We start from the raw sequence: 23,583 nt of genomic DNA, 5'->3' as shown, positions 1-23,583 counted from the left end.
TGGTGCGAAAGGAGAGACTCGAACTCTCACGGGTTGCCCCGCTGGTACCTAAAACCAGTGCGTCTACCAGTTCCGCCACTTTCGCAAGGCAAATCGTCGTTTTTTTTCAGCGCGGCAGTATACCGAAGGGCCTGCCGGCGGCGCGGGCGCTGATTTGGTGCCGGGAGAGAGAATCGAACTCTCACGAGGTTACCCCCACCAGATTTTGAGTCTGGCGCGTCTACCGGTTTCGCCATCCCGGCCCGGGAGGGGCGCCTAGTATGGGCATCCGGCCGGTCGGACTCAAGCCGCCGGGGTGCCCTCTGCTACCATCCGCGGCCCCATGCGGCGCCAGGACTTCACATACGCACTGCCCGAGGCGCTGATCGCCCAGCAGCCGCTGGCGCAGCGCAGCGCCAGTCGCCTGCTGCACCTGCCGGCCGGATCGGCGGTTCGCGACCGCGCCTTCACCGACCTGCCATCCCTGCTGCGGGCCGGCGACCTGCTGCTGCTGAACGACACGCGCGTGATTCGTGCCCGGCTGCGCGGTCGGCGGGCCAGCGGCGGGCGTATCGAGGCCTTGATCGAGCGCCTGGCGGGCGATCGGGAGGCCCTTGTTCAGCTGCGCGGCGGCAAGTCGCTGGCGGCCGGCGCGCGCCTCGAGTTTGCAGGCGGCGGGCAGCGGGTGATGGCCAGCGTCGGTGATCGCGAGGGCGAGTTTTTCCGCCTGCATTTCGATCTGCCGCTGCGCGAGTGGCTGGATGAGGTGGGCGAACTGCCGCTGCCGCCGTACATCGGCCGCGCCGCCGAGGCGCTCGACGAGCATCGTTATCAGACCATCTACGGCCGCCATCCGGGCGCGGTCGCGGCGCCCACCGCGGGACTGCACTTCGACAACGATTTACTGGCGCAGATACAGGCCGCGGGCGTCGAGGTCGGTTACCTGACGCTGCACGTGGGCGCCGGCACCTTCAAGCCGGTGCGGGTGGACGATCTGGCCGAGCATCGCATGCACGCCGAGCGGGTGGTGGTGCCGGCGCAGGTCTGCGCGCAGGTGGAGGCGACGCGCGCGCGCGGCGGGCGGGTCATCGCGGTCGGTACGACCGTCGTGCGGGCGCTCGAAAGCGCGGCGGCCGGCGGGGCGCTTGCGCCCTTCGACGGCGAAACGGCGCTGTTCATCACGCCCGGCTACCGGTTTGCCGTGGTCGATGCGCTGCTGACCAATTTCCACCTGCCCGAATCGACCCTGCTGATGCTGGTCTGCGCCTTCGGTGGTTATGCGCCGGTGATGGCCGCCTACCGACACGCCGTGCAGCAGGAATACCGCTTTTTCAGCTACGGCGACGCGATGTTCGTGGAACGGCCGGTGGAGCCGACAGCATGCCCCTGAGCTTTGAACTGCTGGCCACGGACGGCCCGGCCCGCCGCGGCCGACTCAATTTCGCGCGCGGCGTGGTGGATACGCCGGCCTTCATGCCGGTCGGCACGCAGGGCACGGTCAAATCCCTGACCGCGCAGGAAGTGGCCGGCACCGGCGCGCAGATCCTGCTGGGCAACACCTTTCATCTGATGCTGCGCCCGGGCGTGGACATCGTGCGCCGGCACGGCAGTCTGCACGGGTTCATGGCCTGGCCGGGGCCGATCCTGACCGACTCGGGCGGCTTTCAGGTCTACAGCCTCAAGACGCTTCGCAAGATCAGCGAGCAGGGCGTGTGGTTTCGCTCGCCCGTGGACGGTAGCCGCGTGTTCCTGGGGCCGGAAGAAGCCATCGCAGTCCAGCACGGCCTGGGCAGCGACGTGGTGATGATCTTCGACGAATGCACGCCGTACCCGGCCGATCACGACACGGCGCAGCGTTCGATGGAGCTGTCCCTGCGCTGGGCGGCGCGCAGCCGGGTCGCGCACGGCGACCATCCGGCGGCCCTGTTTGGCATCGTGCAGGGCGGCGTTCACGAGGACTTGCGCGCCGCGTCACTGGCCGGTCTGCTGGAAATCGGCTTCGACGGCTACGCCATCGGCGGCCTGTCGGTAGGCGAGCCGCGCGAGGACATGCTGCGCGTGCTCGATTTCATCGGCCCGCGCCTGCCGACGGACCAGCCGCGCTACCTGATGGGCGTCGGCACGCCGCAGGACATCGTGGAGGCCGTGCGCCGGGGCGTGGACATGTTCGACTGCGTGATGCCGACCCGCCACGCCCGCCACGCCTATCTGTTCACCGACACCGGCGTGCTGCGCCTGCGCAACGCCCGTTACCGGGACGACACCCGCCCCCTGCAGGAAGGCTGCGCCTGTTACACCTGCCAGCACCACAGCCGCGCCTACCTGCGGCACCTGGACCAGGCCGGCGAGCTGCTGGGGATGCGCCTGAACACCCTGCACAACCTGCACTACTACCAGACCCTGATGGCCGGCCTGCGCGAGGCCATCGCGTCCGGCACGCTGGCCGCGTATGTAGCCGAGTTCTACGCCCGCCAGGGGCTGCCGGTACCCCCTGTGGCATAATCCGGCGCCTTTTTTGGGGGCGGGAAACGCTCCGCTGTTGCAGGAAAAACCGCATGTCGATGTTCATCCAGAACGCCTTTGCCGAGCAGGCGCCCGCGGCGGCTGCCGGTGCCGCTGCGCCGCCGGGTTTCGAGAGCATGTTCTTCGTGCTGGCCCTGTTCGTGGTGTTCTATTTCATGATGATCCGGCCGCAGATGAAGCGGCAGAAGGAGCACCGCAAGATGGTCGCCGAGATCAAGGCCGGCGACGAGGTGGTGGTGGCCGGCGGGCTGGCCGGGCGCGTGGTACGCGTCACCGATCAGTATCTGGCGGTCGAGATCGCCGACGGCGTCGAGGTCAAGGTGCAAAAAGGCGCTGTTGGCCAGTTGCTGCCAAAAGGGACGCTGAAGTCCATCTGAGCCCCAGCGATGAACCGCTACCCCTGGTGGGCCAATCTGCTGATCGCCCTGGTGCTGGCCGTGGGCGCCCTGTATGCCTTGCCGAACTGGTACGGCACCGATCCGGCGCTGCAGATTTCCGGCCAGCGCGGGCGGGCAGTGGATGCCGTCACGACCGAAAAAATCACGGCTGCGCTCAAGGGTGTTGGTGTTTCGGCCAAGTCGCTGACGCCGTCCGCCGATGGCGTCACGCTGCGTTTCGTCGACACCGACCAGCAGCTGAAGGCGCAGGACGCCGTGCGCGACGCCCTGGGGCAAGACTACACGGTGGCCCTGAACCTGGTGCCGGCGGCGCCGCCCTGGCTGTCGGGCATCGGTGCGCAGCCGATGTTCCTGGGCCTGGACCTGCGCGGCGGTGTGCATTTCCTGATGGAGGTCGACACCGCCTCGGCGGTCCGCGCGGCCGAGGAGCGACTGGTCGATGACCTGCGCCAGTTGCTGCGCGAGGAGAAATTGCGTTACGAGTGGGTTCGCCGGGTGGCGGAAGGCGAAACCAGCGGCGTCGAGCTGCGCCTGCGCGCGGTCGCGGACGTCGCCAAGGCGCAGGCGCTGATCGCCCGCACGCATCCGCAGCTGGTGGTCGACACGGCCGCCGACGACGGCCAGCGCCTGATCGGGCGCCTGGGCGATCCCTACCGCATAGAAGTGCGCCGGCTGGCGCTGCAGCAGAACATCACCACGCTGCGCAACCGCGTCAATGAGCTGGGCGTGGCCGAGCCGATCGTGCAGCAGCAGGGTGACAGCCGCATCATCGTGCAGTTGCCGGGCGTGCAGGACACGGCCCGCGCCAAGGAAGTACTGGGCGCCACCGCGACGCTGGAATTCAAGCTGGTGGACGAGGAGCATGACCTGTCCGCCGCATTGGCCGGGCGCGTGCCGCCGGGTTCGCGTTTGTACCCGCTGCGCGCCGGTGGGCAGATACTGATCAAGGACCGCGCCATCCTGACCGGCGAGTACATCACCGACGCCGCCTCGGGCTTCGACCAGCAAAGCGGCGGCGCGGTCGTGCACGTGTCCCTCGACAGTCGCGGCGCCGGCATCTTCGAGCGCGTCACCGGCGAGAACGTCGGCCGCCGGCTGGCGGTGGTGTTCATCGAGAACACCACCGACTCCGTGCGCGGCGCGGACGGCAAGCTGGAGCGCCGAAGCCGCCGCACCGAAGAGGTCATCACCGCACCGGTGATCCAGGATCGCCTCGGCCGACGTTTCCAGATCACCGGCATGGACAACGCCCGCGAGGCGCGCGATCTGGCCCTGCTGCTGCGCGCCGGTTCCCTGGCGGCGCCGCTGGCCATCGTCGAGGAGCGCACCATCGGGCCGAGCCTGGGCAAGGAGAACATCGAAAAAGGCGAGCGCGCGGTGCTGGCGGCGCTGCTGCTGGTGGTGCTGTTCATGGCCATCCGCTACCGCACGCTGGGCATGATTGCCAACCTCGCCCTGGTCGGCAACCTGCTGCTGATCCTGGCCGTCATGTCCCTGCTGCAGGCCACGCTGACGCTGCCGGGCATCGCCGGCATCGTGCTGACGCTGGGCATGGCGGTGGATGCCAACGTGCTGATCAACGAGCGCATCCGCGAGGAACGGCGCAACGGCAACTCGCCGCAGGCCAGCATCGCCGCCGGCTACGAGCGGGCTTTCGGCACCATCCTGGATGCCAACGTCACCACGCTGCTGGCCGGCCTGCTGCTGTTCATTTTCGGCAGCGGTCCGGTCAAGGGCTTCGCCGTCACGCTGTCGATCGGCATCGTCACCACGGTATTCACGGCAGTGTTCGTGACGCGTGCCATGGTCAATCTCATCCAGCCGCGCGGTCGCCGCACGGCGGTCGCAGTACGGGGCTAGGCCGATGGCGCAGCAGACCTTCAAAGTTGATTTCATGCGCTATGCGCCGGTCATGCTGGCGCTGTCTGGTGTGCTCGTGCTGGTGTCGATCCTGGCGCTGGCCGTACGGGGCCTGAATTTCGGCATCGATTTCACCGGCGGCACGCTGGTCGAGGTGCAGTACCCGGCGCCGGTGGAGCTGCCGCAGGTGCAGGCGGCGCTGTCCGGTCACGGCCTGGAAGGCGCGGTGGTGCAGTATTTCGGCACCCGCAGCGAGGTACTGGTGCGCATCCCGGCGGGCATGGCGGGGTCGACCGGCGAGCTGTCCACGCGCGTGCTGGAGGCGCTCGGCAGCGGCGGGCAGAACATCACCCTGCAGCGGGTGGAATTCGTCGGCCCGCAGGTGGGTGACGAGCTGGTCACCAATGCCGCCCTGGCGCTGCTGTATGCCGTTCTGGCCATCGGCGCCTACGTGGCGTTTCGCTTCGAGTACCGCTTCGCCATCGGCGCCGTCGTGTCGCTGGCGCACGACGCCATCATCACGGTCGGTTTCTGCGCCCTGGTCGGGCTGGAATTCGACCTGACCGTGGTAGCGGCGGTGCTGACCGTGATCGGTTATTCCATCAACGATACGGTGGTCATCTACGACCGCATCCGCGAGAACTTCCCGCGCATGCGCAAGGCCAGCACGCGCGAGGTCATCAACCGCTCGGTCAACGAGACCATGACGCGCACCATCGCCACCACCGCCACCGTGGTGCTGGCGCTGCTGCCACTGGTGCTGTTCGGCGGCGACGCCATCCACAGCTTCTCGCTGGCGATGCTGATCGGCGTGCTGGCGGGCGCCTACTCGACCATCTACGTCGCCAGCTGGTCGCTGCTGCCGACCGGGCTGTCGGCGCGCGACATGATCGCGCCGGTCAAGGAAGGCGCACAGACGCCCTGAGGCGACTTTGCGTCGCGGATGATGCAGGAGCCCGGCTATGCCGGGCGATCATCGCGCAGCGAAGCTGCGCTCCTACACCGGAGTGTGGATTACGCGGCAGGGCGCCGATTCCCGGTACGAGCCCGGTTCAGCCGACGATGTCGGCCGCGTTACAGCCCATGTTGATCGGTTGCGGCGCGCCATCGGCCGGCCAGATCAGGGCGCTTTCCTTCTCGAACCACGGACCGAGCACCAGCCGCCGGCCAGCCGGCAAGGGGTGCACGCCGGGCCGGTGGGTGTGGCCGTGCACAAGCAGGCTGGCCCCCGCATCGATCAGGGCCGCATTGGCGGCATCGGCATCCACATCCATCATCGCCGCCGTTTTTTCAGCCGTCGCGGTGCGGCTGCCGTCCTGGAATTCGCGCGCGATGGCGATGCGCTGTTCGGCCGGTTGGGCCAGAAACTGCGCCACGAACGCCGGGTGACGAATGCGCGCCCGAAACGCCTGGTAGTCCACGTCGGCCAGGCACAGCGCATCGCCGTGAGTCAGCAGCAGGCGCCGGCCGGCGTGCTCGATGACGGTCGGGTCGGGCAGGGGATGGGCGCGGCTGTGCGCAAAAAACGCATCGCCGAACAGAAAGTCGTGATTGCCGACCATGATGCGCGCCACGCCGCCGCGTTCGGCGTAGCCACGCAGTGCGGCGATGACCGGCCGGTAGCGGGGCAGGTCCAGATCGTCGCCCAGCCACAGGTCGAACAGATCGCCCAGCACGTACAGCTCGCTGTGCGCGCCAAAGCCCTGCAGGAACTCGCCGAAGCGCGCCTGATTCTGCGCGTCCACACGCAGGTGCAGGTCGGCGATGAAGATGCGCAGCATCGGTAGCCGCGTTGCCCGCCCTTATTCGGCGGCGTCGAGCACCCGCGCCGACTCGATGACGACGGCCTGCTTGGGCACGTCCGAGCCAAACGGCCCCGCAGCGCCGGTCGGCAGGGCGACCATCGCATCGACCACGTCCATGCCGGCGGTGACCTTGCCGAACACGGCGTAGCCCCAGCCCTGGCGGGTCGGCGCGCTGAAGTTCAGGAACGCGTTGTCGGCCACGTTGATGAAGAACTGCGCGCTGGCCGAGTGCGGCTCGCCGGTGCGCGCCATGGCGATGGTGCCGCGCAGGTTCTGCAGGCCGTTGTCGGCCTCGTTCGTGATCGGCGTGTTGGTTGATTTTTGCTGCAAATCAGCCGTGAAGCCGCCGCCCTGGGCCATGAAATTCGGGATCACGCGGTGAAACACGGTGCCGTTGTAGTGTCCGGCGCGCACGTAGTCGGTGAAATTGGCCACCGTCTTGGGCGCCTTGTCCGGGTACAGCTCCAGGGTGATGGCGCCGAGGTTGGTTTCGAGCACGACATTGACCGGCATGGCAGTGGCTTCCTTGGCGGGAGCGGCCAGCGGCAGCAGGCCAAGCACCAGGGACAGGAGCAGGCGTAACGGCATGGCGCGCAGCGGGGTGGTAAAACGGGGCGGCTACTCTAGCATGGGGCGGCCGGCGTCCAGGTGGGTCCGCGCAGGCCACGCGGTATCATTCCGCGCCCGTTTTTCCGACCCGGCCCACGCATGCTGATCCACAACACCCTCACCGGCGACAAGCAGCCGCTGCGCCCCCTGGTTCCCGGCACGGTGCGCATGTACGTGTGCGGCGCCACGGTGTACGACTACTGCCACGTGGGTCACGCGCGGGTGTTCGTGGTGTTCGACATGGTGGTGCGCTACCTGCGCCACCTGGGTTTGTCCGTCCAGTACGTGCGCAACATCACGGACATCGACGACAAGATCATCCGCCGCGCGGCCGAGAACAACGAATCCACCACGGCGCTGACCGAGCGCACCATCGCCGCCATGCACGAGGATCTGGCGCTGCTGGGCGTGCAGCCGCCGGACCAGGAGCCGCGCGCCAGCGAGCACATCGGCGGCATCGTGCGCATGATCGAGACGCTGATCCAGGGCGGCCACGCCTACCGGGCGGATAACGGCGACGTCTACTACGCGGTGCAGAGCTTCGACCGCTACGGACAGTTGTCGCACCGTGTCATGGAGGATCTGCGGGCCGGGGCGCGGGTGGAAATCAACGAGGCCAAGGCCGACCCGCTCGACTTCGCCCTGTGGAAGGCCGCCAAACCGGGCGAGCCGGCCTGGCCCTCCCCGTGGGGCGCCGGCCGGCCTGGCTGGCACATCGAGTGCTCGGCCATGTCGACGGCCTGCCTGGGCGCCCATTTCGACATCCACGGCGGTGGGCACGACCTGATCTTTCCGCACCACGAGAATGAAATCGCCCAGTCCGAGGCGGCCACCGGCGAGCGCTATGTCGACGTATGGATGCACAACGGCTTCGTGCGCATCGACGACGAGAAAATGTCGAAGTCGCTCGGCAACTTCTTCACCATCCGCGAGGTGCTGGCGCGCTACCAGCCGGAAGTGCTGCGCTTTTTCCTGCTCGCCAGCCACTACCGCAGCGCCCTGAACTACTCTGATGCCGCGCTCGACGCCGCCCGCGAGGGCCTGACCCGCTGCTATCTGGCGCTGGCCAAGGCCGGTGCCGCCACGGGCGCGGAACCTGATCCTGACTATGTGGCCCGCTTCGATGCCGCCATGCAGGACGACTTCAACACGCCCGGCGCCATCGCCGTGCTGTTCGAGCTGGTGCGCGATCTGAACCGCGCGCAGGAGCCGGCCACGGTGGCCCGTCTGGCCGCGACCTTGCGCCACCTGGGCGGCGTGCTCGGTCTGCTGCAGGACGACCCGCAGGCATTTCTGAAGGGCGCCGTTGGCACCGAAGGTCCGCCGGATGCGGAAATCGAGGCCTTGGTGCAGGCCCGCATCGACGCCCGCAAGGCGCGCGATTTCGCGCGGGCGGACGCCATCCGCGCGCAACTGGACGTGGCCGGCATCGTGCTGGAGGACGGCCCGTCGGGGACCGCCTGGCGACGACGCTAGGCACGTCCTGCCGCCAGGGAAGTTCCCGAGCCGCAGAGAGTCTGCGAAGCGGGCTCGGCTGCGGGCTCAGTCCAGCAAATGGCTGACCATGCCGTCGGCCAGCTTCGGTTCGAACCAGGTCGATTTCGGCGGCATCACCTGGCCGGCGTCGGCCACTGCCATCAGGTCTTCGAGCGAGGTCGGATACAGGGCGAAGGCCACCGCCATCTCGCCGCTGTCCACCCGGCGCTGCAGTTCACCCAGGCCGCGGATGCCGCCGACGAAGTCGATGCGCTTGTCGCGGCGCGGGTCGCTGACGCCAAGAATCGGCTCGATCAGGTACTGGTGCAGCAGGCTCACGTCGAGCCGGCCCACCGGATCGGCCGGCACCCGGCCGGGTTTCAACGTGAGCCGGTACCACTGGCCGCCGAGGTACATGCCGAATGTGTTGACCGCCACCGGGCGCGCCTCGCCAGCCACCGGCTCGATCTGGAAATGCTCTGCCACGCGCGCCTTGAAGGCAGCCGCGTCAAGGCCGTTCAGGTCGGTCAGCAGGCGGTTGTAGTCCAGGATCTTCACCTGGTCGTGCGGAAAGCTGACGGCCAGGAAGTACCAGTGCTCGGCATCCGCCGGGCCGCCGCGCTGCGCGGCCACGCGCGAGGCGGCGGCGCTGCGGTGGTGACCGTCGGCGATGTAGAGCACGCCAAGCGCCTCGACCGCCGCGCTGATGGCGGCGATGTCGGCGGCGGCATCGATCACCCACAGCGTGTGGCGCACGCCGCCGTCGGCCACCACGTCGGCCGCCGGCTCACCCTGGCTGGCCCAGTCCAGCACGCCATCGAGCGCCGCCGTGGCGCGATGCACCAGGAACACCGGCCCGGTCTGCGCGTTGCTGGTGTCGATGTGCCGCACGCGGTCGTTTTCCTTGTCCGGGCGGGTGAACTCGTGGCGGCGGATGCGGTTCTCGTCGTAGGCCTTGACCGAGGCGGTCAGCACCAGGCCGAGCTGCGCGCGCCCGTCCATCACCAGCCGGTAGGCGTAGTAGCAGGGCGCGTCGTCCTGGCGCAGCACGCCGTCGGCGATCATGCGCCGCAGGTTTTCGGCGCCCTTGGCGTAGACGGCGTCGGCGTAGGGATCGGTGTCCGCCGGCAGGTCCACTTCCGGCCGCGACACGTGCAGGAAGCTCAGCGGCCGACCCTCGACCATGACGCGCGCCTCGGCCGTGTTCATCACGTCGTAGGGTGGGGCGATGATCTCGCCGGCGCGGCCGGGAGCCGGGCGCAGACCACGAAATGGGCGAATCAGGGACATCGGATTTCCTCGATCTGGAAAACGAAAAAGCGCCTGATTCCCGCCGGAATCAGGCGCTCATGGGTGCACGGATCAGCCGGCCCGTTGCAGGGCGGCGATGCGCTCTTCGAGCGGCGGGTGCGACATGAACAGTCGCGAGATGCCCTTGCCGCCGGAAATGCCGAACGCGGCGAGCTGTTCGGGCAACACTGCTGGCTCGTGGGCGGCCTTCAGGCGCTGCAGGGCGGCGATCATCTTGCCGCGGGTAGCCAGGTGTGCGCCGCCCTGATCGGCCCGAAACTCGCGCTGGCGGCTGAACCACATCACGATCACGCTGGCCACGACGCCAAACAGCAGTTGCGCGACCATGGTGGCGATGAAAAAGCCGGCGCCATGACCGTTCTCGTTGCGAAACACGGCGCGGTCGATGAACTGCCCGACCAGACGCGACAGCACGATCACGAAGGTGTTCAGCACGCCCTGGAGCAGGGTCAGGGTCACCATGTCGCCGTTGGCGACGTGGCTGATCTCGTGACCCAGCACGGCCTCGGCCTCGTCGCGCGACATGGCGCGCAGCAGGCCGCTGCTGACGGCGACCAGGGCCTTGTTGCGGCTCATGCCGGTGGCGAAGGCGTTCACGTCCGGCGCATCGTAGATGGCCACTTCCGGCATGCCGATGCCGGCCAGCTCGGCCTGCCGGCGCACGGTGTTCAGCAGCCAGGTTTCGGTATCGTTGCGGGGCTGGTCGATGACCTGCGCGCCGACCATGCGCTTGGCGGTCCACTTGGACATCGCGAGCGAAATGAACGCGCCACCCATGCCGAACACCGCCGCAAACACCAGCAGCGGCGCCATGCCGCCCTGCTCCGGGCGAATGCCCAGCAGCGGCATGATGATGCTGAGCGCCACGCTCAGGACCAGCATCACCGCCAGGTTGGTGAGGACGAACAGCACGATGCGCTTCATGGAAGCTCCTTGACTTGGCATCCGCGACGGGACGAACTGGCTGCCAAGATAGGGGCGACGCCGGTCCGGTTCAAGTCAGGCGGGCAACACCAGGCGCGAAATTTCGCTACTCTCGCGCAGCCACCCGAACAGATGTGGCCATATCATCACGAATTGGCCCTACCGAACGCTCGTTTTCCGCAAGGTCAAAAAAATCGGGAGGGCCGAGGCACTCCCGATTGGAGGTTAAGAGGAGGAGAAACGACGTTCATTGCGAACGTCGGGGCGAATCTTAAAAGCCCCCTGCCGATCCTGTCAACCTATTTTTTTGCGATCGCAAAATAATTTTCTGGAGCAGCTCTTGATCCCCGTCATGCAGTTCCTGGACCGCGGTTCCCATCGCCTCGCCTACGAGCAAATCGCCGGCCGCACGCCCGGCGTGCTGTTCTGTGGCGGCTTCATGTCCGACATGAGCGGCAGCAAGGCCACGGCGCTGGCCGAGCATTGCCGCCAGCAGGGCCGCGCCTTCCTGCGCTTCGACTATGCCGGCCACGGCGCGTCCGGCGGGCGCTTTGCGGACGGCTGCATCGGCGACTGGCTGGGTGATGCACTGGCGGTGCTGGATGAACTCGCCACCGGCCCGCAGGTCGTGGTCGGCTCCAGCATGGGCGGCTGGATCGCCCTGCTGCTGGCGCTGGCCCGTCCGCAGCGGGTGCGCGCGCTGGCGCTGCTGGCGCCGGCGCCGGATTTCACGCAGGCCATCTGGGACGACGAGCTGACGCCGGCCGAGCGCGAACGCATGCAGCGCGACGGCCACATCGAGCGCCCGTCCGAGTACAGCCAGCAGCCGTACCTGATCACGCGCCGGCTGGTCGAGGACGGCCGCCGCCACCTGCTGCTCGATGGCCCGGTCGATATTTCCTGCCCGGTGCGCATCCTGCACGGCATGCGCGACAGTGACGTGCCGTGGCGGCGGTCGATCACCCTGGTGGAGCGTCTGCAGGGCGACGATGTCACGCTGACCCTGCTCAAGAACGGCGATCACCGATTGTCGAACCCCGACGACCTGCGCCGTCTGACGGGCACGGTGGACGCGCTGTGCGCAGGTGCGGACTGAACGTTTTGCGCCGCCGGGGAAACGCTGCGGGAAGCGCTGATATATTCAGCGCTTCCTTAAGCAAGCGCGCTGATCGCCCGGCACAGCCGGGCTCCTACCTTTGCGCCGCTAGACCTCGGCCAGGTCGCCCTTGTCCTCCAGCCAGCGACGCCGATCCTGGGCGCGCTTTTTGGCCAGCAGCATGTCGAGCAGGGCGCTGGTGCCGTCACCGTCGTCGACGGTGAGCTGCACCAGCCGGCGCGTGTCGGGCGCCATCACGGTCTCGCGCAGCTGCGGCGGGTTCATTTCGCCCAGGCCCTTGAAGCGCAGCACGTTGATCTTGCCCTTGAGCTTCTCGGCCGCGATGCGGTCCAGCACGCCCTGGCGCTCGGTGTCGTCCAGCGCGTAGAACTGGTGCTGGCCGACGTCGATGCGGTACAGCGGCGGCATGGCCACGAACACGTGGCCGGCCGCCACCAAGGCCGGGAAATGGCGCACGAACAGCGCGCACAGCAGCGTGGCGATGTGGGCGCCGTCGGAGTCGGCATCGGCCAGCACGCACACGCGGCCGTAGCGCAGGCCGGACAGGTCGCTGGAGCCCGGGTCCATGCCCACGGCAATGGCGATGTGGTGCACTTCCTGCGAGGCCAGCACCTCGGCGCCGTCCACTTCCCAGGTGTTCAGAATCTTGCCGCGAAGCGGCAGGATGGCCTGGAATTCGCGATCGCGCGCCTGCTTGGCGCTGCCGCCGGCGCTGTCGCCCTCGACCAGAAATAATTCCGTGCGGGCCGGGTCCTGCAGCGTGCAGTCGGCCAGCTTGCCGGGCAGCGCGGGGCCGGAGGTGATGCGCTTTCGCACCACCTGGCGGGCGGCTTTCATGCGCCGCGCCGCGCGGCTGATGACCAGCTCGGCCAGCTGCTCGCCGACCTGCGTGTGCGTGTTCAGGTACAGGCTGAAGGCGTCCTTGGCCAGGCCCGACACGAAGGCGGCGCACTCGCGTGACGACAGCCGCTCCTTGGTCTGGCCGGTGAACTGCGGTTCGCGCAGCTTGACCGACAGCACGTAGGCAACGCTCTCCCACACGTCCTCGGGCGCCAGCTTCAGGCCCCGCGGCAGCAGGTTGCGAAACTCGCAGAACTCGCGAATGGCCTCCGTCAGGCCGGTGCGCAGGCCGTTGACGTGGGTGCCGCCCTGTGCGGTCGGGATCAGGTTGACGTAGCTTTCGGCGACCGCGTCGCCGCCGTCCGGCAGCCAGGTGACGGCCCAGTCGGCGGCCTCGTTGGTGGCGCTGAAACTGGCCGTGAAGGGCGTTTCGGGCAGCCGCGGCAGGTCCACCAGGGCGGTCGCCAGATACTCGCCAAGGCCATCCTTGTACAGCCAGGTGTCGGTGCCGTTGGCGTCCGTGAAGCTGACTTCAAGGCCCGGGCACAACACCGCCTTGGCGCGCAGCAGGTGTTTCAGGCGCCCGACATGGAAGCTCGGCAGGTCGAAAAACGCCCCATCCGGCCAGAAACGCACCTCGCTGCCGGTGGTGCGCCGGGGCACCTCGCCGGTGACGTGCAGGTCGGTGACCTTGTCGCCGTTGGCAAACGCCATCTTGTATTCGCGCCCGTCGCGCCACACGGTCACTTCCAGCCGCGACGACAGGGCGTTGACCACCGACACGCCCACGCCGTGCAGGCCGCCTGAGAACTGATAGGCCTTGTTCGAGAATTTGCCGCCGGCGTGCAGGCGGGTCAGGATCACCTCCACGCCCGGCAGGCCTTCCTCGGGGTGGATGTCGACCGGCATGCCGCGCCCGTCGTCGCGTACCGCCAGCGAGCCGTCCGCGTGCAGGGTGACGGCGATGTGCCGGGCGTGCCCGGCCAGAGCCTCGTCCACCGCGTTGTCGATGACCTCCTGCGCCAGGTGGTTGGGGCGTTCGGTCTGGGTGTACATGCCGGGGCGCTTGCGCACCGGTTCGAGGCCAGTCAGGACCTCGATGGAAGCGGCGTCGTAGGTTTGATTCATCAGGCTCGGGCGGGCCGCAAACGGCGGCCGAACGGGCGGCGCAGGGCTGCCGGGGCGGGCGAAGGGTGCGCTATGCTAGCCACTATGACCAGCAAGCGTAAGCCCGAGGCGCCGGCCGCCGATCCCACGACCGGGACGGAAGCGGCGCCGGCCGCGCCCGATTTCGAGGCCGCGCTGGCCGAGCTCGAAGCCCTGGTCGAGCAGCTCGAACGCGGCGAGCTGAGCCTGGAGCACTCGCTGCGCGATTTCGAGCGCGGCGTGCAGCTTGCCCGCAGTTGTCAGCTGGCCCTCAAGGGCGCGGAACTGAAGGTCCAGCAACTGGTCGAGCAAAACGGCCAGCTGCGCCTGGAAGGCTTCGAGCCGGCCGAATAGGCGCCCCGGTGTCGATGGAAACGCCGCTGGAAGCATTTCTGGCAACGGTCCGCGCGCGCAGCGAAGCGACGCTCGAAGGCCTGCTGCCCCCTGCCGATTTACCCGTCGCACAGCTTGCCTTCGCCATGCGCTACGCGGCGCTGGGCGGCGGCAAGCGCCTGCGCGCGGCGCTGGTGTACGCCACCGGCGAGGCGCTGGGCGCCGATCGCGACGCCCTCGATGCCCCGGCGGCGGCCGTGGAGCTGATCCACGCCTACTCGCTGGTGCACGACGACCTGCCGGCCATGGACGACGACGACCTGCGCCGCGGCAAGCCGACCTGCCACCGCGCCTTCGACGAGGCCACCGCCATCCTGGCCGGTGACGCGCTGCAGAGCCTCGCCTTCGAGGTGCTGGCCGAGGCCCGCGTCATTCCCGCCCTGCAGCGCCTGGCCATGCTGCAGGAACTGGCCGTCGCCAGCGGCGTGCGCGGCATGGCCGGCGGGCAGGCGCTCGACCTGGCGGCCGAAGGCAAGCGCCTGTCCATCACCGAGCTGGAGGCCGTGCACCGCGGCAAGACCGGCGCCCTGATAGCCGCCAGCGTGCGCCTGGGCGCGCTCGCCGTGCTGGCGCCGGATGCGCCGCAGCTGGCCGCTCTGGGCGAGTACGGGCAGGCGCTGGGCCTGTGTTTCCAGATTCGCGACGACATCCTGGATGTCGAGGGCGACACCGCCACGCTGGGCAAGACCGTCGGCGCCGATGCCGCCCACCACAAGGCCACTTTCCCGGCGCTGCTGGGCCTGGACGGCGCCCACGACCGGGCCCGGCGCGAGTACCAGCGCGCCGTGTCGGCCCTGGCGCCGCTGGGCGCGGCCGGCGAGCGGCTGCGACAACTGGCCGTCTACAGCCTGTCGCGCCAGGCCTAAGAATTCCCACACAAAAACTCCAATCTGCCGCAGCACGGCACGTCGCCAGGGGAAACAGCCAATGAATTCGCCGTATCCGCACCTGTTCGCGCCGCTGGACCTGGGCTTCACCACGCTCAAGAACCGCATCCTCATGGGTTCCATGCACACGCTGCTGGAGGACATGCCGGACGGGTTTCGAAAATCGGCGGCGTTTTTTGCCGAGCGCGCCCGCGCCGACGTGGCGCTGATGGTGACCGGCGGCTTTGCGCCCAACGACGAGGGCCGCCTGTCCGAAGGCAGCAGCGTGTTCAACCGTGCCGATCAGGTCGCCGACCACCGCCTGATCACTGCCGCCGTGCATGCGGCGGACAGCAAGATCCTGCTGCAAATCCTGCACGGTGGGCGTTATTCGCGCCACGGCGCCCTGGTTGCGCCCTCGCCGGTGCGCGCGCAGATCAACAAGCTGGCGCCGCGGGCGATGACCGAGGCCGACATCGAACGCACCATCGAGGACTTCGCCCGCTGCGCCGCGCTGGCGCGCGAGGCCGGTTACGACGGTGTCGAGATCATGGGCTCCGAAGGCTATCTGCTGACGCAGTTCCTGGTGCCGCGCACCAACCAGCGGGACGACGCCTGGGGCGGCAGCCTGCACAACCGCCAGCGTTTTGCGCTGGAAGTGGTGCGGCGCACGCGTGAGCGGGTGGGCGCCGATTTCATCCTCATGTACCGGCTGTCGGTGCTGGACCTGCTGCCGGACGGTGCCGACTGGGCCGAGATCGTGGCCACCGCCCGCGCGCTGCAAGGGGCCGGCGTGACGCTGTTCAACACCGGCGTTGGCTGGCACGAGGCGCGCGTGCCGACCATCGCCCACATGGTGCCGCGCGGCGCCTTCACCTTTGCCGCGGCGCGGTTGCGCGGCGAGCTGTCGGTGCCGCTGATCGCCAGCAACCGCATCAACAACCCGGCCCAGGCGGAGGCCGTGCTGGCGCGCGGCGAGGCGGACATGGTGTCGATGGCGCGGCCATTCCTGGCCGACCCGCAGTTCGTGCGCAAGGCGCGCGAGGGCCGGGCCGACGAAATCAACACCTGCATCGCCTGCAACCAGGCGTGCCTTGACGTGATCTTCCGGGACCAGCTGTGCGGGTGCATGGTCAACCCGCGCGCCTGCCGCGAGACCGAGCCGCTGCCGGCGCCGGTGCGCACGCCGCAGCGCCTGGCCGTGGTCGGCGGCGGGCCGGCCGGGTTGGCCTTTGCCACCGGCGCCGCGCAGCGCGGACATCACGTGACCGTGTACGAAGCCGCCGCGCAGCTGGGCGGCCAGTTCAACCTGGCCAAGGCCGTCCCCGGCAAGGGCGATTACGCCGAGACCATCCGCTACTACGCCCGCCAGCTCGAACTGCTGGGCGCGGCGGTGCGCCTGAACCATCGGGTCGCGGCGCAGGAACTCATCACTGCCGGCTACGACGCCGTGGTGCTGGCCAGCGGCGTGCGAGCGCGCCGGCCGGACATCGCCGGCATCGACCACCCGCTGGTGCTCGACTACGCCGAGCTGTTGACCGGCCAGCGGCCGGTCGGCCAGCGCGTGGCCATCATCGGTGGCGGCGGTATTGGCCTTGACGTGGCCGAATACCTGGCCCATGCCGAACCGAACCAGGACCCGGCCCGGCCGGACATTGACGCGTTTCTGCAGATGTGGGGCGTGGACCGGCAGCTTGGCGCCCGCGGCGGCCTGCTGCCCGAGCCGGTGGCCGTGCCCAGCGCCCGCACGCTGTATCTGTGCCAGCGCAGCGATGGCCTTCCCGGGCGTGGCGCGGGCATGACCACCGTCTGGGCGCATCGGCTGACGCTGCAAAAGCGCGGCGTGCAGGTGCTCACGGGCGTCGAGTACGCCCGGATCGACGACGCCGGGCTGCACCTGCTCGTGCAGGGCGAGCCGCGCCTGCTGGCGGTGGACAACGTGGTGATCTGCGCCGGACAGGAACCGCAGCAGGCGCTGTTCGCGGCGCTGCAGGCCGCCGGCATGGCCGTGCACCTGATCGGCGGCGCGCGCGAGGCCGGCGAGCTCAACGCCGTGCGCGCCATCGCCGAGGGCACACAGCTGGCCGCCACGCTGGGCTGAGGAAACTGTAGGAGCCCGGCTGCGCCGGGCGATCATCGGGCTGTAGGAGCCCGGCTGTTCCGGGCGATCAATCGCGCAGCAAAGCTGCGCTCCCACAAGGTTTTTGGGCAACCGGCGCAGAGAAATCCAGGATCGATTTATCCAGCGCTTCCATAAGCCCGACTCCGGCCAGCCGCGCGATTTGGCGGCCGCAAGGCCCGCCAGTAGAGTGCTCCAACCACCCCCAGCCGGTCCGTCCAATGCCCTACACCACGCTCGACTTCGTCGTCGCCGACGGCATCGCCACGCTGACCCTGAACCGCCCGCAGGCCCGCAACGCGCTGGACATGGCCATGCGCGCCGAAATGGCCGACGTGGTTGCAGAACTGGCGGCGAGCACCGAGATACGCGCGCTGATCCTGACCGGCGCCGGTGAGCATTTCTGCGCCGGCGGCGATCTGCGCAGCATGAGCGAGCAGCGCCGCCCGCCGCACGCCTCGCGCGGGCGGGTGAAGGCCGTGCACCGCTGGTTGCGCGATCTGGTGGATCTGGAACTACCGGTCATCGCGGCCGTGGACGGCTCGGCTTACGGCGCCGGCTTTTCGTTCGCGCTGGCGGCGGATTTCATCCTCGCCACGCCGCGCGCCCGCTTTTGCGCCGTGTTCGGCCGCATCGGCCTGGTGCCGGACCTTGGCATGTTCTACCTGCTGCCGCGCGTGGTTGGCCTGGCGCGCGCCAAGGAGCTGATCTACTCGGCCCGCGTCCTGCCGGCCGAGGAAGCGCAGACACTGGGCATCGTCTACGCCCTGCATCCGCCGGAGCAGCTGATGCCCGCCGCGCAGGCACTGGCCAAGCGCTTTTGCCACGCCTCACGCGAGGCGCTGGGCCTGTCCAAGAACATCCTGAATCAGGCCCTGCACCTGGACGCCCACGCGCTCGAAGACCTGGAAAGCCACGCCCAGGCCGTGTGCATGAGCACCGACTACTACCAGGACGCCGTGCAGCGCACGCTGGACCGCCAGCCGCTGGCCTTCGACTGGGAGCGCCTGGGGCGGGAAGGCGAGTAAGTGCCTGCCGGGCTCGGCTGACTGTTAACGTTTGAACTCAGGCCGCGGCTCGACAGGGCCGTCGCGCCTGCAGCGAATGGTCAGCTTTGTAGGGCGGGCAAAGCGCAGCGTGCCCGCGCAGACCGAATGCCCAGGCTCAATCGCAGATCCACGGAAAGATTGGGCGCGGGATAGAAAGGGGAAAGCCTTCATGTATTTTCTTAATCCGGATTAAAAGAGCCGTGTGGGCACGCTGCGCTTTGCCCAACCTACGGCTCGCTGTGCCTAACGCGCGGATGAGCGGCGCGCGGCTGTTAGCGCGTCTGCTCGAACCGCTGGTTAGACGGCAGTAGTCTTAGCTCTCAAGTACTCTCGCAGCCCCAAGAAAAGCCCGCGTAACGAACGCAAAGAAGCTGGCATAGGTGATCAATAACACCAGATCCCCTGCAATACGCCGCAAATCCTCACTTTCCCAGCCTAGCACCCGGAAATAAAAATCGTGCTTAATTGCATAGGGCTCACTAAATACACAACAAGGGCCGCAACTCCTAACACAAAGGACTGCCCTGCTTGCTTCGGAAGCGCGCTCCAAGCCCGGTGCTTGTGCATGTGCTCACGTTTCCCAAACGTCCACAGTATGATGAAGAGACATGCAAGTGTCGTTAGGCTTGTTACCAAAGGGGGTGACAAATAGGCAAAGCCACCGTCGGTCTATTGGGCCAGCGGAATAACCTGGCCAAATGTATTGGACAGGGGGAAGAGTACCGAGACTCCTGCGAGGATAGTCCAAAGATTCTGCAGGAACTCGATGAACTGCTTGAATTCCTTGAGTACCGGTGGGTCTTCTTGTACGGAACCCATCTTTACATCCTCTCATCAGCTCCACAACACGTCTTGGTAGGCCATCTAACGTCCGCGCTCAGCGGCCGGCGCGGTAGCGACGGCCCGCTGGAGCGCCTTGTTGGGCATTTTCCCTGTTAGTTCTCTTCGTTACCGATAAAGCGATAGATCACGGCGCCAAGCATACCTCCAATAATCGGAGCCACCCAGAAAAGCCAAAGCTGTGAAATCGCCCAACCGCCAACATACACAGCAACGCCGGTGCTGCGCGCAGGATTCACCGAGGTATTTGTAACCGGGATGCTGATCAAGTGAATGAGTGTCAGGCACAAGCCAATGGCAATCGGTGCGAATCCCTGTGGGGCCTGTTTGTCAGTAGCACCTAGAATGACAAGGAGAAACATCATGGTCATGACTACTTCAGTGATCAGGGCAGCCAGCAAACTATACCCGCCAGGTGAATGGGAGCCATAACCATTTGACGCAAAGCCCGCGGATAGATCAAAACCCGCCTTGCCGCTGGCAATGAGATACAGAACACCACCAGCCACAATGCCGCCCAAAACCTGCGCAACAATGTAGGGCAGTAGTTCTTTTGCCGGGAAACGACCGCCGGCCCAAAGACCAAGCGACACTGCCGGGTTGAGGTGGCAACCGGATATGTGTCCGATAGCGAAGGCCATAGTGAGCACGGTCAGGCCGAACGCCAGTGATACGCCAAGCAGGCCGATGCCAACATCTGGGAACGCAGCTGCTAACACGGCACTGCCGCAACCACCAAGAACCAGCCAGAAGGTTCCAAAAAACTCTGCGCCATATTTCTTCATACGTTTCTCCTCTGCTTTGTGATAGTGATGCCCAACGTAATATGTACACCATGTGGCGTACAATCTGGCATGAATTTCATAAACAGTCCTTATAAATCAGCAAGTTGAATGGCCTTGCCGGATTATCCGGCCCCCTCCACTTAGCCCCCCAAGCTGCTGGACCAGGTTCGGGACCGGGTCCGGCGGCTGGGGTACGCTAAGCGGGCCGAGACTTCCTACGTCCACTGGATAAAACGATACATCCTATTCCACGGCAAGCGCCATCCCCGGAGTAATAAGCGGGGACAGCCCCCCGTTCCCATGTCGACGGCTGTTCCTCGGAATTAAGGGGGACAAACAGGGTAGGCGGCTGACCACAGGTCGCACGGGATGCGCCTCGCGCCTTGGCTCAGCGCACGCCAACTACCCCCGCCGTTGATCGAAGCTGCGCCCGAACTCCAGCGCCGCCAGGGTGTTGCGCAGGATCTCGACCGTGCCGCCGCCGACGGCGTAGCCGCGCCCGTCGCGCATCATCCGCTCCAGCGGCAGGGCGCGCGTGTAGCCGCCGTGGCCGTGAATCTGCAGCGCCTCGCTGGTGACCCGCTGCACCATCTCGTTGGCGTACAGCTTGGCCATTGTGGTGTCGCGCGGGTCCGGAAAGCCGTCGCGCTCGCTGGTCGCCGCCCGGTACACCATCAGCCGGGCGGCGTGCAGCTGGGTCGCCATATCGGCGATCTTCCACTGGATGCCCTGGAATTCCATGATCGGCCGGCCGAACTGCTCGCGCTGCTGGGCATACGCCAGCGCCGCGTCGTAGGCGCCCTGCGCCAGGCCCACGCAGATGGCGGCATTGCCGCAGCGCTCCGGGCCGAAGACGTCCATCAGGCGCTTGAAGCCGGCTGTCGAATTCGGATCGCCGGGCACCAGCAGGTTGGCCTTGGGCACCCGGCAATCGTCGAAGAACACCTCGCACTCCGGCGCGCCGCGACCACCCATTTTCTTGTCCGGCTTGCCCAGGTGCAGGCCGGGCGTGTCGCGGTCCACGACCAGCGCGCCGATGCCGCGCGCGCCGCTGGACTTGCCGAAGCGGCACATCACCAGCAGGTGCGTGCAGTAATTGCCCAGCGTGGTGAAGCACTTGTGGCCGTTGAGCAGGTAGGCGTCGCTCACGTCCACAGCCCGGGTGCGAAGGTCGGTGACCGCCGAGCCGGCCTGCGGCTCGGAGATGCTGATGGCAATCAGGTGCTCGCCGGTGACGACGCCGGGCAGCAGGCGGCGTTTGAGCGCCTCGCTGCCGAGCACGGTGATGGCCCGCGACGGCCCATGCACGGCGATCTGGCACACGCTGGCGGTGTTGAAGCAGACGCGGGCGACTTCCTCCACCAGCAGGCAGGACTGGATGATGCGCCCGCCCGAGCCGCCGTACTCGGGCGGAATCAGCGTGCCGAAGTAGCCGAGCTCGCCCAGCAGGCGGCGGTTGGCTTCCGGGAATTCCTCGTTCTCGTCCCAGTGGGCGGCGCGCGGCGCGAATTCGCGCTCGGCGAGCTTGCGCACCTGCGCGCGGAACGCTTCAAGATCGTCATCCAGCCGGAAATCGCTCATCGCCTCAGCCTCCTCGCTGTCGCCCGCCGCGGCCGTCACCTTAGCGCAGGCGCCAGCCTTTGTTCGGGCGCATCCGCTCCGGCACACTGCCGGTCGGGCACGCTGCGCGTGCGGTTGGCACGATGATCATTGGGGGAGTCATGGCAGAACAGCCTTTTCGCGGCCAGGTGGCGCTGATCACCGGCAGCTCGCGCGGCATCGGCCGTGCCACCGCGCTGCTGCTGGCGCGCCGGGGCGCGGACATTGCCGTGCATTACCGGCGCGACGAGGAAGCCGCGCTGGCCGTGTGCAGCGAGGCACGCGCGGCCGGCGTGCGGGCGGTGGCCGTGCGTGCCGACTTGCGTGACCAGGAGGCCGTCGCCGCGCTGGTGGCGCAGGTCGGCAACGACTTCGGCCGGCTGGACATGCTGGTCGCCAACGCTGCGTCCACGGCCTTCAAGCCGCTGCTGGAACTGGCCCCGCACAACATCGGCATGACGCTGGACACCAGCGTGCAGTCGCTGCTGACGCTGGTGCGCGCGGCGGTGCCGCTGATGCAGGGGCGCAGCGGCAACATCGTGACGGTGTCCGGCTTCGACACGCTGCGCTGCCTGCCGGGGCACGGCTTGCTGGGCGCCGCCAAGGCGGCGGTGGAAACGCTGACCCGGTACCTGGCGGCGGAGCTGGCGCCGCTGGGCATCAACGCCAACTGCGTGGTGCCGGGCTTCGTCGCCACCGATTCGGCGCGCCTGTGGGCGGACACGCACGAGCCGGGTGGTTACGCGGCTGCCGCGGCCGAGTGGGTCAAGCGCACGCCGCGCGGGCGGGTCGGCGATGCCGACGACATCGCGCGCGTGATCGCGCTGCTGTGCTCGTCCGACGCGCGCTGGATTACCGGCCAGGTGATCGTCGCCGATGGCGGGCTGACGCTGCGCTGATTGCCGTGTGTGTTTCTCGTCCAGTCGTGGCGCCGGATGCTGCGGCGATCAACCCTGCTGATCGCCCAACCGTCCAGCGCCAGGGTCCCTGCCCACTATCACGCTGGTGCCAACGGCCCGTCGCGGACTTGTCATCAAACCTTCATCCAGCGGCAACATTCTAAGCAGTTCGCCAAGGGGCACGCCGTGTACACACACCGGCTGGGCTGGCTTTGGCCGAGCCTGCGGTGTCACCCCGCGAGGTTCCATCCGTGCCCGTGGTGGGTTGTCGTTTTGAACCGAATATTCAGCTTGAGGGCGTGACAATGAAATATGCCGTTCGTGGATTTTGTCTGACCGCGGCGCTCGCATTTGCGGCGTCTGCTTCGGCGGAAACGCTGGTCTACTTTGCCGAGGATACCGACGTCAGCATCCTGATGGCCTCACCGACTGAAACCGGGGTCATGATCAGTTACGACAGCTCGAGCTGGGGGCCGATAACCTCGGCGACCCTGTCCGTCTTGCTCAGTGACGACCAGGGCAGGGGTGATGGAAACGACCGCGTGAGCATCACGACAGTCAACGGCGGTTCGGTGGATTTCCAGGTCGCCGAAGGGGCACGACCGAGTTGGCAGCGCGCTACCTTCGACGTAACGAACTACCTTGCCGATGGCGCGCTGAATTTTTTCCTGGCCGCCGCGGACGGGGATTTTTACTATCACAACGCAAGGCTGACGGTGAATTTCGCCCCCCTGTCCCCGGTACCCGAAGCCGGCTCTACCGTGCTGCTGGGTAGCGGCCTGGCACTGGTCGGTCTGCTGGCGCGCCGACGCGTCGCGCGTTAGGCAAACGCTGAAGTATTCAGCGTTTGCCGCAGCGCAGGGAGGCGCTGCCAAGATCAGAGGCTGTAAGCTGCTGATCGTGTGAGCCGTCGGAAAACTGAGGGAGCCCGGCTGCGCCGGGCGATCATCGCGCAGCGAAGCTGCGCTCCCACAAGGTTTTTCGGTTGCGGGCGCTGAGAAATCCAGGCCTGCCCCGGTGGAAACCGGGGATGGATCTATTCAGC

The 23,583-nt window shown here is 67.6% G+C and carries 21 protein-coding genes and 2 tRNA genes; 14 read left to right on the top strand and 9 right to left on the bottom strand.

Annotated elements, in window-relative coordinates:
- Together PG2T_RS08185 and PG2T_RS08180 are read right to left on the bottom strand one after the other, a co-directional pair.
- Window positions 1–85 (bottom strand) — tRNA-Leu (locus PG2T_RS08185).
- Window positions 86–155: 70 nt separating this feature from the next.
- Window positions 156–242, bottom strand: a tRNA-Leu gene (locus PG2T_RS08180).
- Window positions 243–322: 80 nt separating this feature from the next.
- On the opposite strand from PG2T_RS08180, the gene queA reads away from it, so the two are divergent.
- From queA to secF, 5 genes are read left to right on the top strand one after another with little or no spacing between them, the layout of a single operon-like run.
- Entirely contained in the window at window positions 323–1,369 is a 1,047-nt protein-coding gene (gene queA, locus PG2T_RS08175; protein WP_068804101.1) for a tRNA preQ1(34) S-adenosylmethionine ribosyltransferase-isomerase QueA, read from the top strand.
- Entirely contained in the window at window positions 1,366–2,481 is a 1,116-nt protein-coding gene (tgt, locus tag PG2T_RS08170; protein ID WP_068807988.1) for a tRNA guanosine(34) transglycosylase Tgt, read from the top strand. The genes queA and tgt overlap by 4 nt, the downstream gene beginning before the upstream one ends.
- A gap of 59 nt (window positions 2,482–2,540) precedes the next feature.
- The gene (gene yajC / locus PG2T_RS08165; RefSeq protein WP_068807985.1) at window positions 2,541–2,879 is read left to right on the top strand and encodes a preprotein translocase subunit YajC; all 339 of its coding nucleotides are present in this window, start codon (window positions 2,541–2,543) and stop codon (window positions 2,877–2,879) included.
- A gap of 9 nt (window positions 2,880–2,888) precedes the next feature.
- Complete coding sequence (gene secD, locus PG2T_RS08160) at window positions 2,889–4,760, top strand: protein translocase subunit SecD (protein WP_068804100.1); 1,872 nt, start codon at window positions 2,889–2,891, stop codon at window positions 4,758–4,760.
- Between the two features lie 4 nt (window positions 4,761–4,764).
- The gene (gene secF, locus PG2T_RS08155; protein WP_068804098.1) at window positions 4,765–5,685 is read left to right on the top strand and encodes a protein translocase subunit SecF; all 921 of its coding nucleotides are present in this window, start codon (window positions 4,765–4,767) and stop codon (window positions 5,683–5,685) included.
- A gap of 127 nt (window positions 5,686–5,812) precedes the next feature.
- Here the strand turns inward: secF and PG2T_RS08150 are convergent, their stop codons facing one another.
- Together PG2T_RS08150 and PG2T_RS08145 are read right to left on the bottom strand one after the other, a co-directional pair.
- A complete protein-coding gene (locus PG2T_RS08150) occupies window positions 5,813–6,541 on the bottom strand; it encodes a UDP-2,3-diacylglucosamine diphosphatase (protein ID WP_068804096.1) in 729 nt (242 codons plus the stop codon).
- Window positions 6,542–6,562: 21 nt separating this feature from the next.
- Window positions 6,563–7,153 carry a peptidylprolyl isomerase gene (locus tag PG2T_RS08145; RefSeq protein WP_068804094.1) on the bottom strand — a complete coding sequence of 197 codons (591 nt, stop codon included), beginning with the start codon at window positions 7,151–7,153 and terminating at the stop codon, window positions 6,563–6,565.
- A gap of 120 nt (window positions 7,154–7,273) precedes the next feature.
- On the opposite strand from PG2T_RS08145, the gene cysS reads away from it, so the two are divergent.
- Window positions 7,274–8,650, top strand: a complete 1,377-nt coding sequence (gene cysS / locus PG2T_RS08140) for a cysteine--tRNA ligase (protein ID WP_068804092.1) — start codon at window positions 7,274–7,276, stop codon at window positions 8,648–8,650.
- Between the two features lie 66 nt (window positions 8,651–8,716).
- Here the strand turns inward: cysS and PG2T_RS08135 are convergent, their stop codons facing one another.
- Window positions 8,717–9,940 carry a DUF1015 domain-containing protein gene (locus PG2T_RS08135; RefSeq protein WP_068804090.1) on the bottom strand — a complete coding sequence of 408 codons (1,224 nt, stop codon included), beginning with the start codon at window positions 9,938–9,940 and terminating at the stop codon, window positions 8,717–8,719.
- A 72-nt stretch (window positions 9,941–10,012) separates the two neighbouring features.
- Entirely contained in the window at window positions 10,013–10,885 is an 873-nt protein-coding gene (gene htpX, locus PG2T_RS08130; RefSeq protein ID WP_068804089.1) for a protease HtpX, read from the bottom strand.
- Between the two features lie 340 nt (window positions 10,886–11,225).
- On the opposite strand from htpX, the gene PG2T_RS08125 reads away from it, so the two are divergent.
- The gene (locus tag PG2T_RS08125; protein WP_202816283.1) at window positions 11,226–11,981 is read left to right on the top strand and encodes an alpha/beta hydrolase; all 756 of its coding nucleotides are present in this window, start codon (window positions 11,226–11,228) and stop codon (window positions 11,979–11,981) included.
- A 108-nt stretch (window positions 11,982–12,089) separates the two neighbouring features.
- On the opposite strand, the gene parE is transcribed toward PG2T_RS08125, so the two are convergent.
- On the bottom strand, window positions 12,090–13,970 hold the full coding sequence (parE, locus tag PG2T_RS08120; RefSeq protein ID WP_068804085.1) for a DNA topoisomerase IV subunit B: 1,881 nt from the start codon (window positions 13,968–13,970) through the stop codon (window positions 12,090–12,092).
- Between the two features lie 84 nt (window positions 13,971–14,054).
- Here parE and PG2T_RS08115 point away from each other — a divergent pair, with 84 nt between their 5' ends.
- The 4 genes from PG2T_RS08115 to PG2T_RS08100 all read left to right on the top strand — a co-directional run bounded on the left by PG2T_RS08115 (window position 14,055) and on the right by PG2T_RS08100 (window position 18,394).
- Window positions 14,055–14,342, top strand: a complete 288-nt coding sequence (locus PG2T_RS08115) for an exodeoxyribonuclease VII small subunit (protein ID WP_083214831.1) — start codon at window positions 14,055–14,057, stop codon at window positions 14,340–14,342.
- Window positions 14,343–14,350: 8 nt separating this feature from the next.
- Window positions 14,351–15,247, top strand: a complete 897-nt coding sequence (ispA, locus tag PG2T_RS08110; protein ID WP_418268520.1) for a (2E,6E)-farnesyl diphosphate synthase — start codon at window positions 14,351–14,353, stop codon at window positions 15,245–15,247.
- 61 nt (window positions 15,248–15,308) lie between these two features.
- Window positions 15,309–17,348 carry an NADPH-dependent 2,4-dienoyl-CoA reductase gene (locus PG2T_RS08105; RefSeq protein WP_068804081.1) on the top strand — a complete coding sequence of 680 codons (2,040 nt, stop codon included), beginning with the start codon at window positions 15,309–15,311 and terminating at the stop codon, window positions 17,346–17,348.
- 239 nt (window positions 17,349–17,587) lie between these two features.
- Window positions 17,588–18,394 (top strand): enoyl-CoA hydratase/isomerase family protein, encoded by an 807-nt coding sequence (locus PG2T_RS08100; RefSeq protein ID WP_068804080.1) that lies wholly within the window; start codon window positions 17,588–17,590, stop codon window positions 18,392–18,394.
- Window positions 18,395–19,350: 956 nt separating this feature from the next.
- On the opposite strand, the gene aqpZ is transcribed toward PG2T_RS08100, so the two are convergent.
- The gene (gene aqpZ, locus PG2T_RS08095; RefSeq protein WP_068804078.1) at window positions 19,351–20,040 is read right to left on the bottom strand and encodes an aquaporin Z; all 690 of its coding nucleotides are present in this window, start codon (window positions 20,038–20,040) and stop codon (window positions 19,351–19,353) included.
- A 153-nt stretch (window positions 20,041–20,193) separates the two neighbouring features.
- Between aqpZ and PG2T_RS17015 the strand changes: the two genes are divergently transcribed.
- Window positions 20,194–20,367, top strand: coding sequence for a phage integrase N-terminal SAM-like domain-containing protein (locus PG2T_RS17015; RefSeq protein ID WP_083215028.1), 174 nt, complete (start codon window positions 20,194–20,196; stop codon window positions 20,365–20,367).
- Window positions 20,368–20,442: 75 nt separating this feature from the next.
- Here the strand turns inward: PG2T_RS17015 and PG2T_RS08090 are convergent, their stop codons facing one another.
- Entirely contained in the window at window positions 20,443–21,621 is a 1,179-nt protein-coding gene (locus PG2T_RS08090; RefSeq protein ID WP_068804076.1) for an acyl-CoA dehydrogenase family protein, read from the bottom strand.
- A 140-nt stretch (window positions 21,622–21,761) separates the two neighbouring features.
- Here PG2T_RS08090 and PG2T_RS08085 point away from each other — a divergent pair, with 140 nt between their 5' ends.
- The gene (locus PG2T_RS08085; protein ID WP_068807979.1) at window positions 21,762–22,538 is read left to right on the top strand and encodes an SDR family oxidoreductase; all 777 of its coding nucleotides are present in this window, start codon (window positions 21,762–21,764) and stop codon (window positions 22,536–22,538) included.
- Window positions 22,539–22,789: 251 nt separating this feature from the next.
- The gene (locus PG2T_RS08080; protein WP_145931046.1) at window positions 22,790–23,362 is read left to right on the top strand and encodes a hypothetical protein; all 573 of its coding nucleotides are present in this window, start codon (window positions 22,790–22,792) and stop codon (window positions 23,360–23,362) included.
- The last annotated feature ends 221 nt before the right edge of the window (window positions 23,363–23,583 follow it).

It is taken from the genome of Immundisolibacter cernigliae, assembly GCF_001697225.1.
Classification (GTDB): Bacteria; Pseudomonadota; Gammaproteobacteria; order Immundisolibacterales; family Immundisolibacteraceae; genus Immundisolibacter; species Immundisolibacter cernigliae.
The sequence above is the reverse complement of the archived record's forward strand: the minus strand, read 5'-3'. Positions and strand labels throughout refer to the sequence as shown.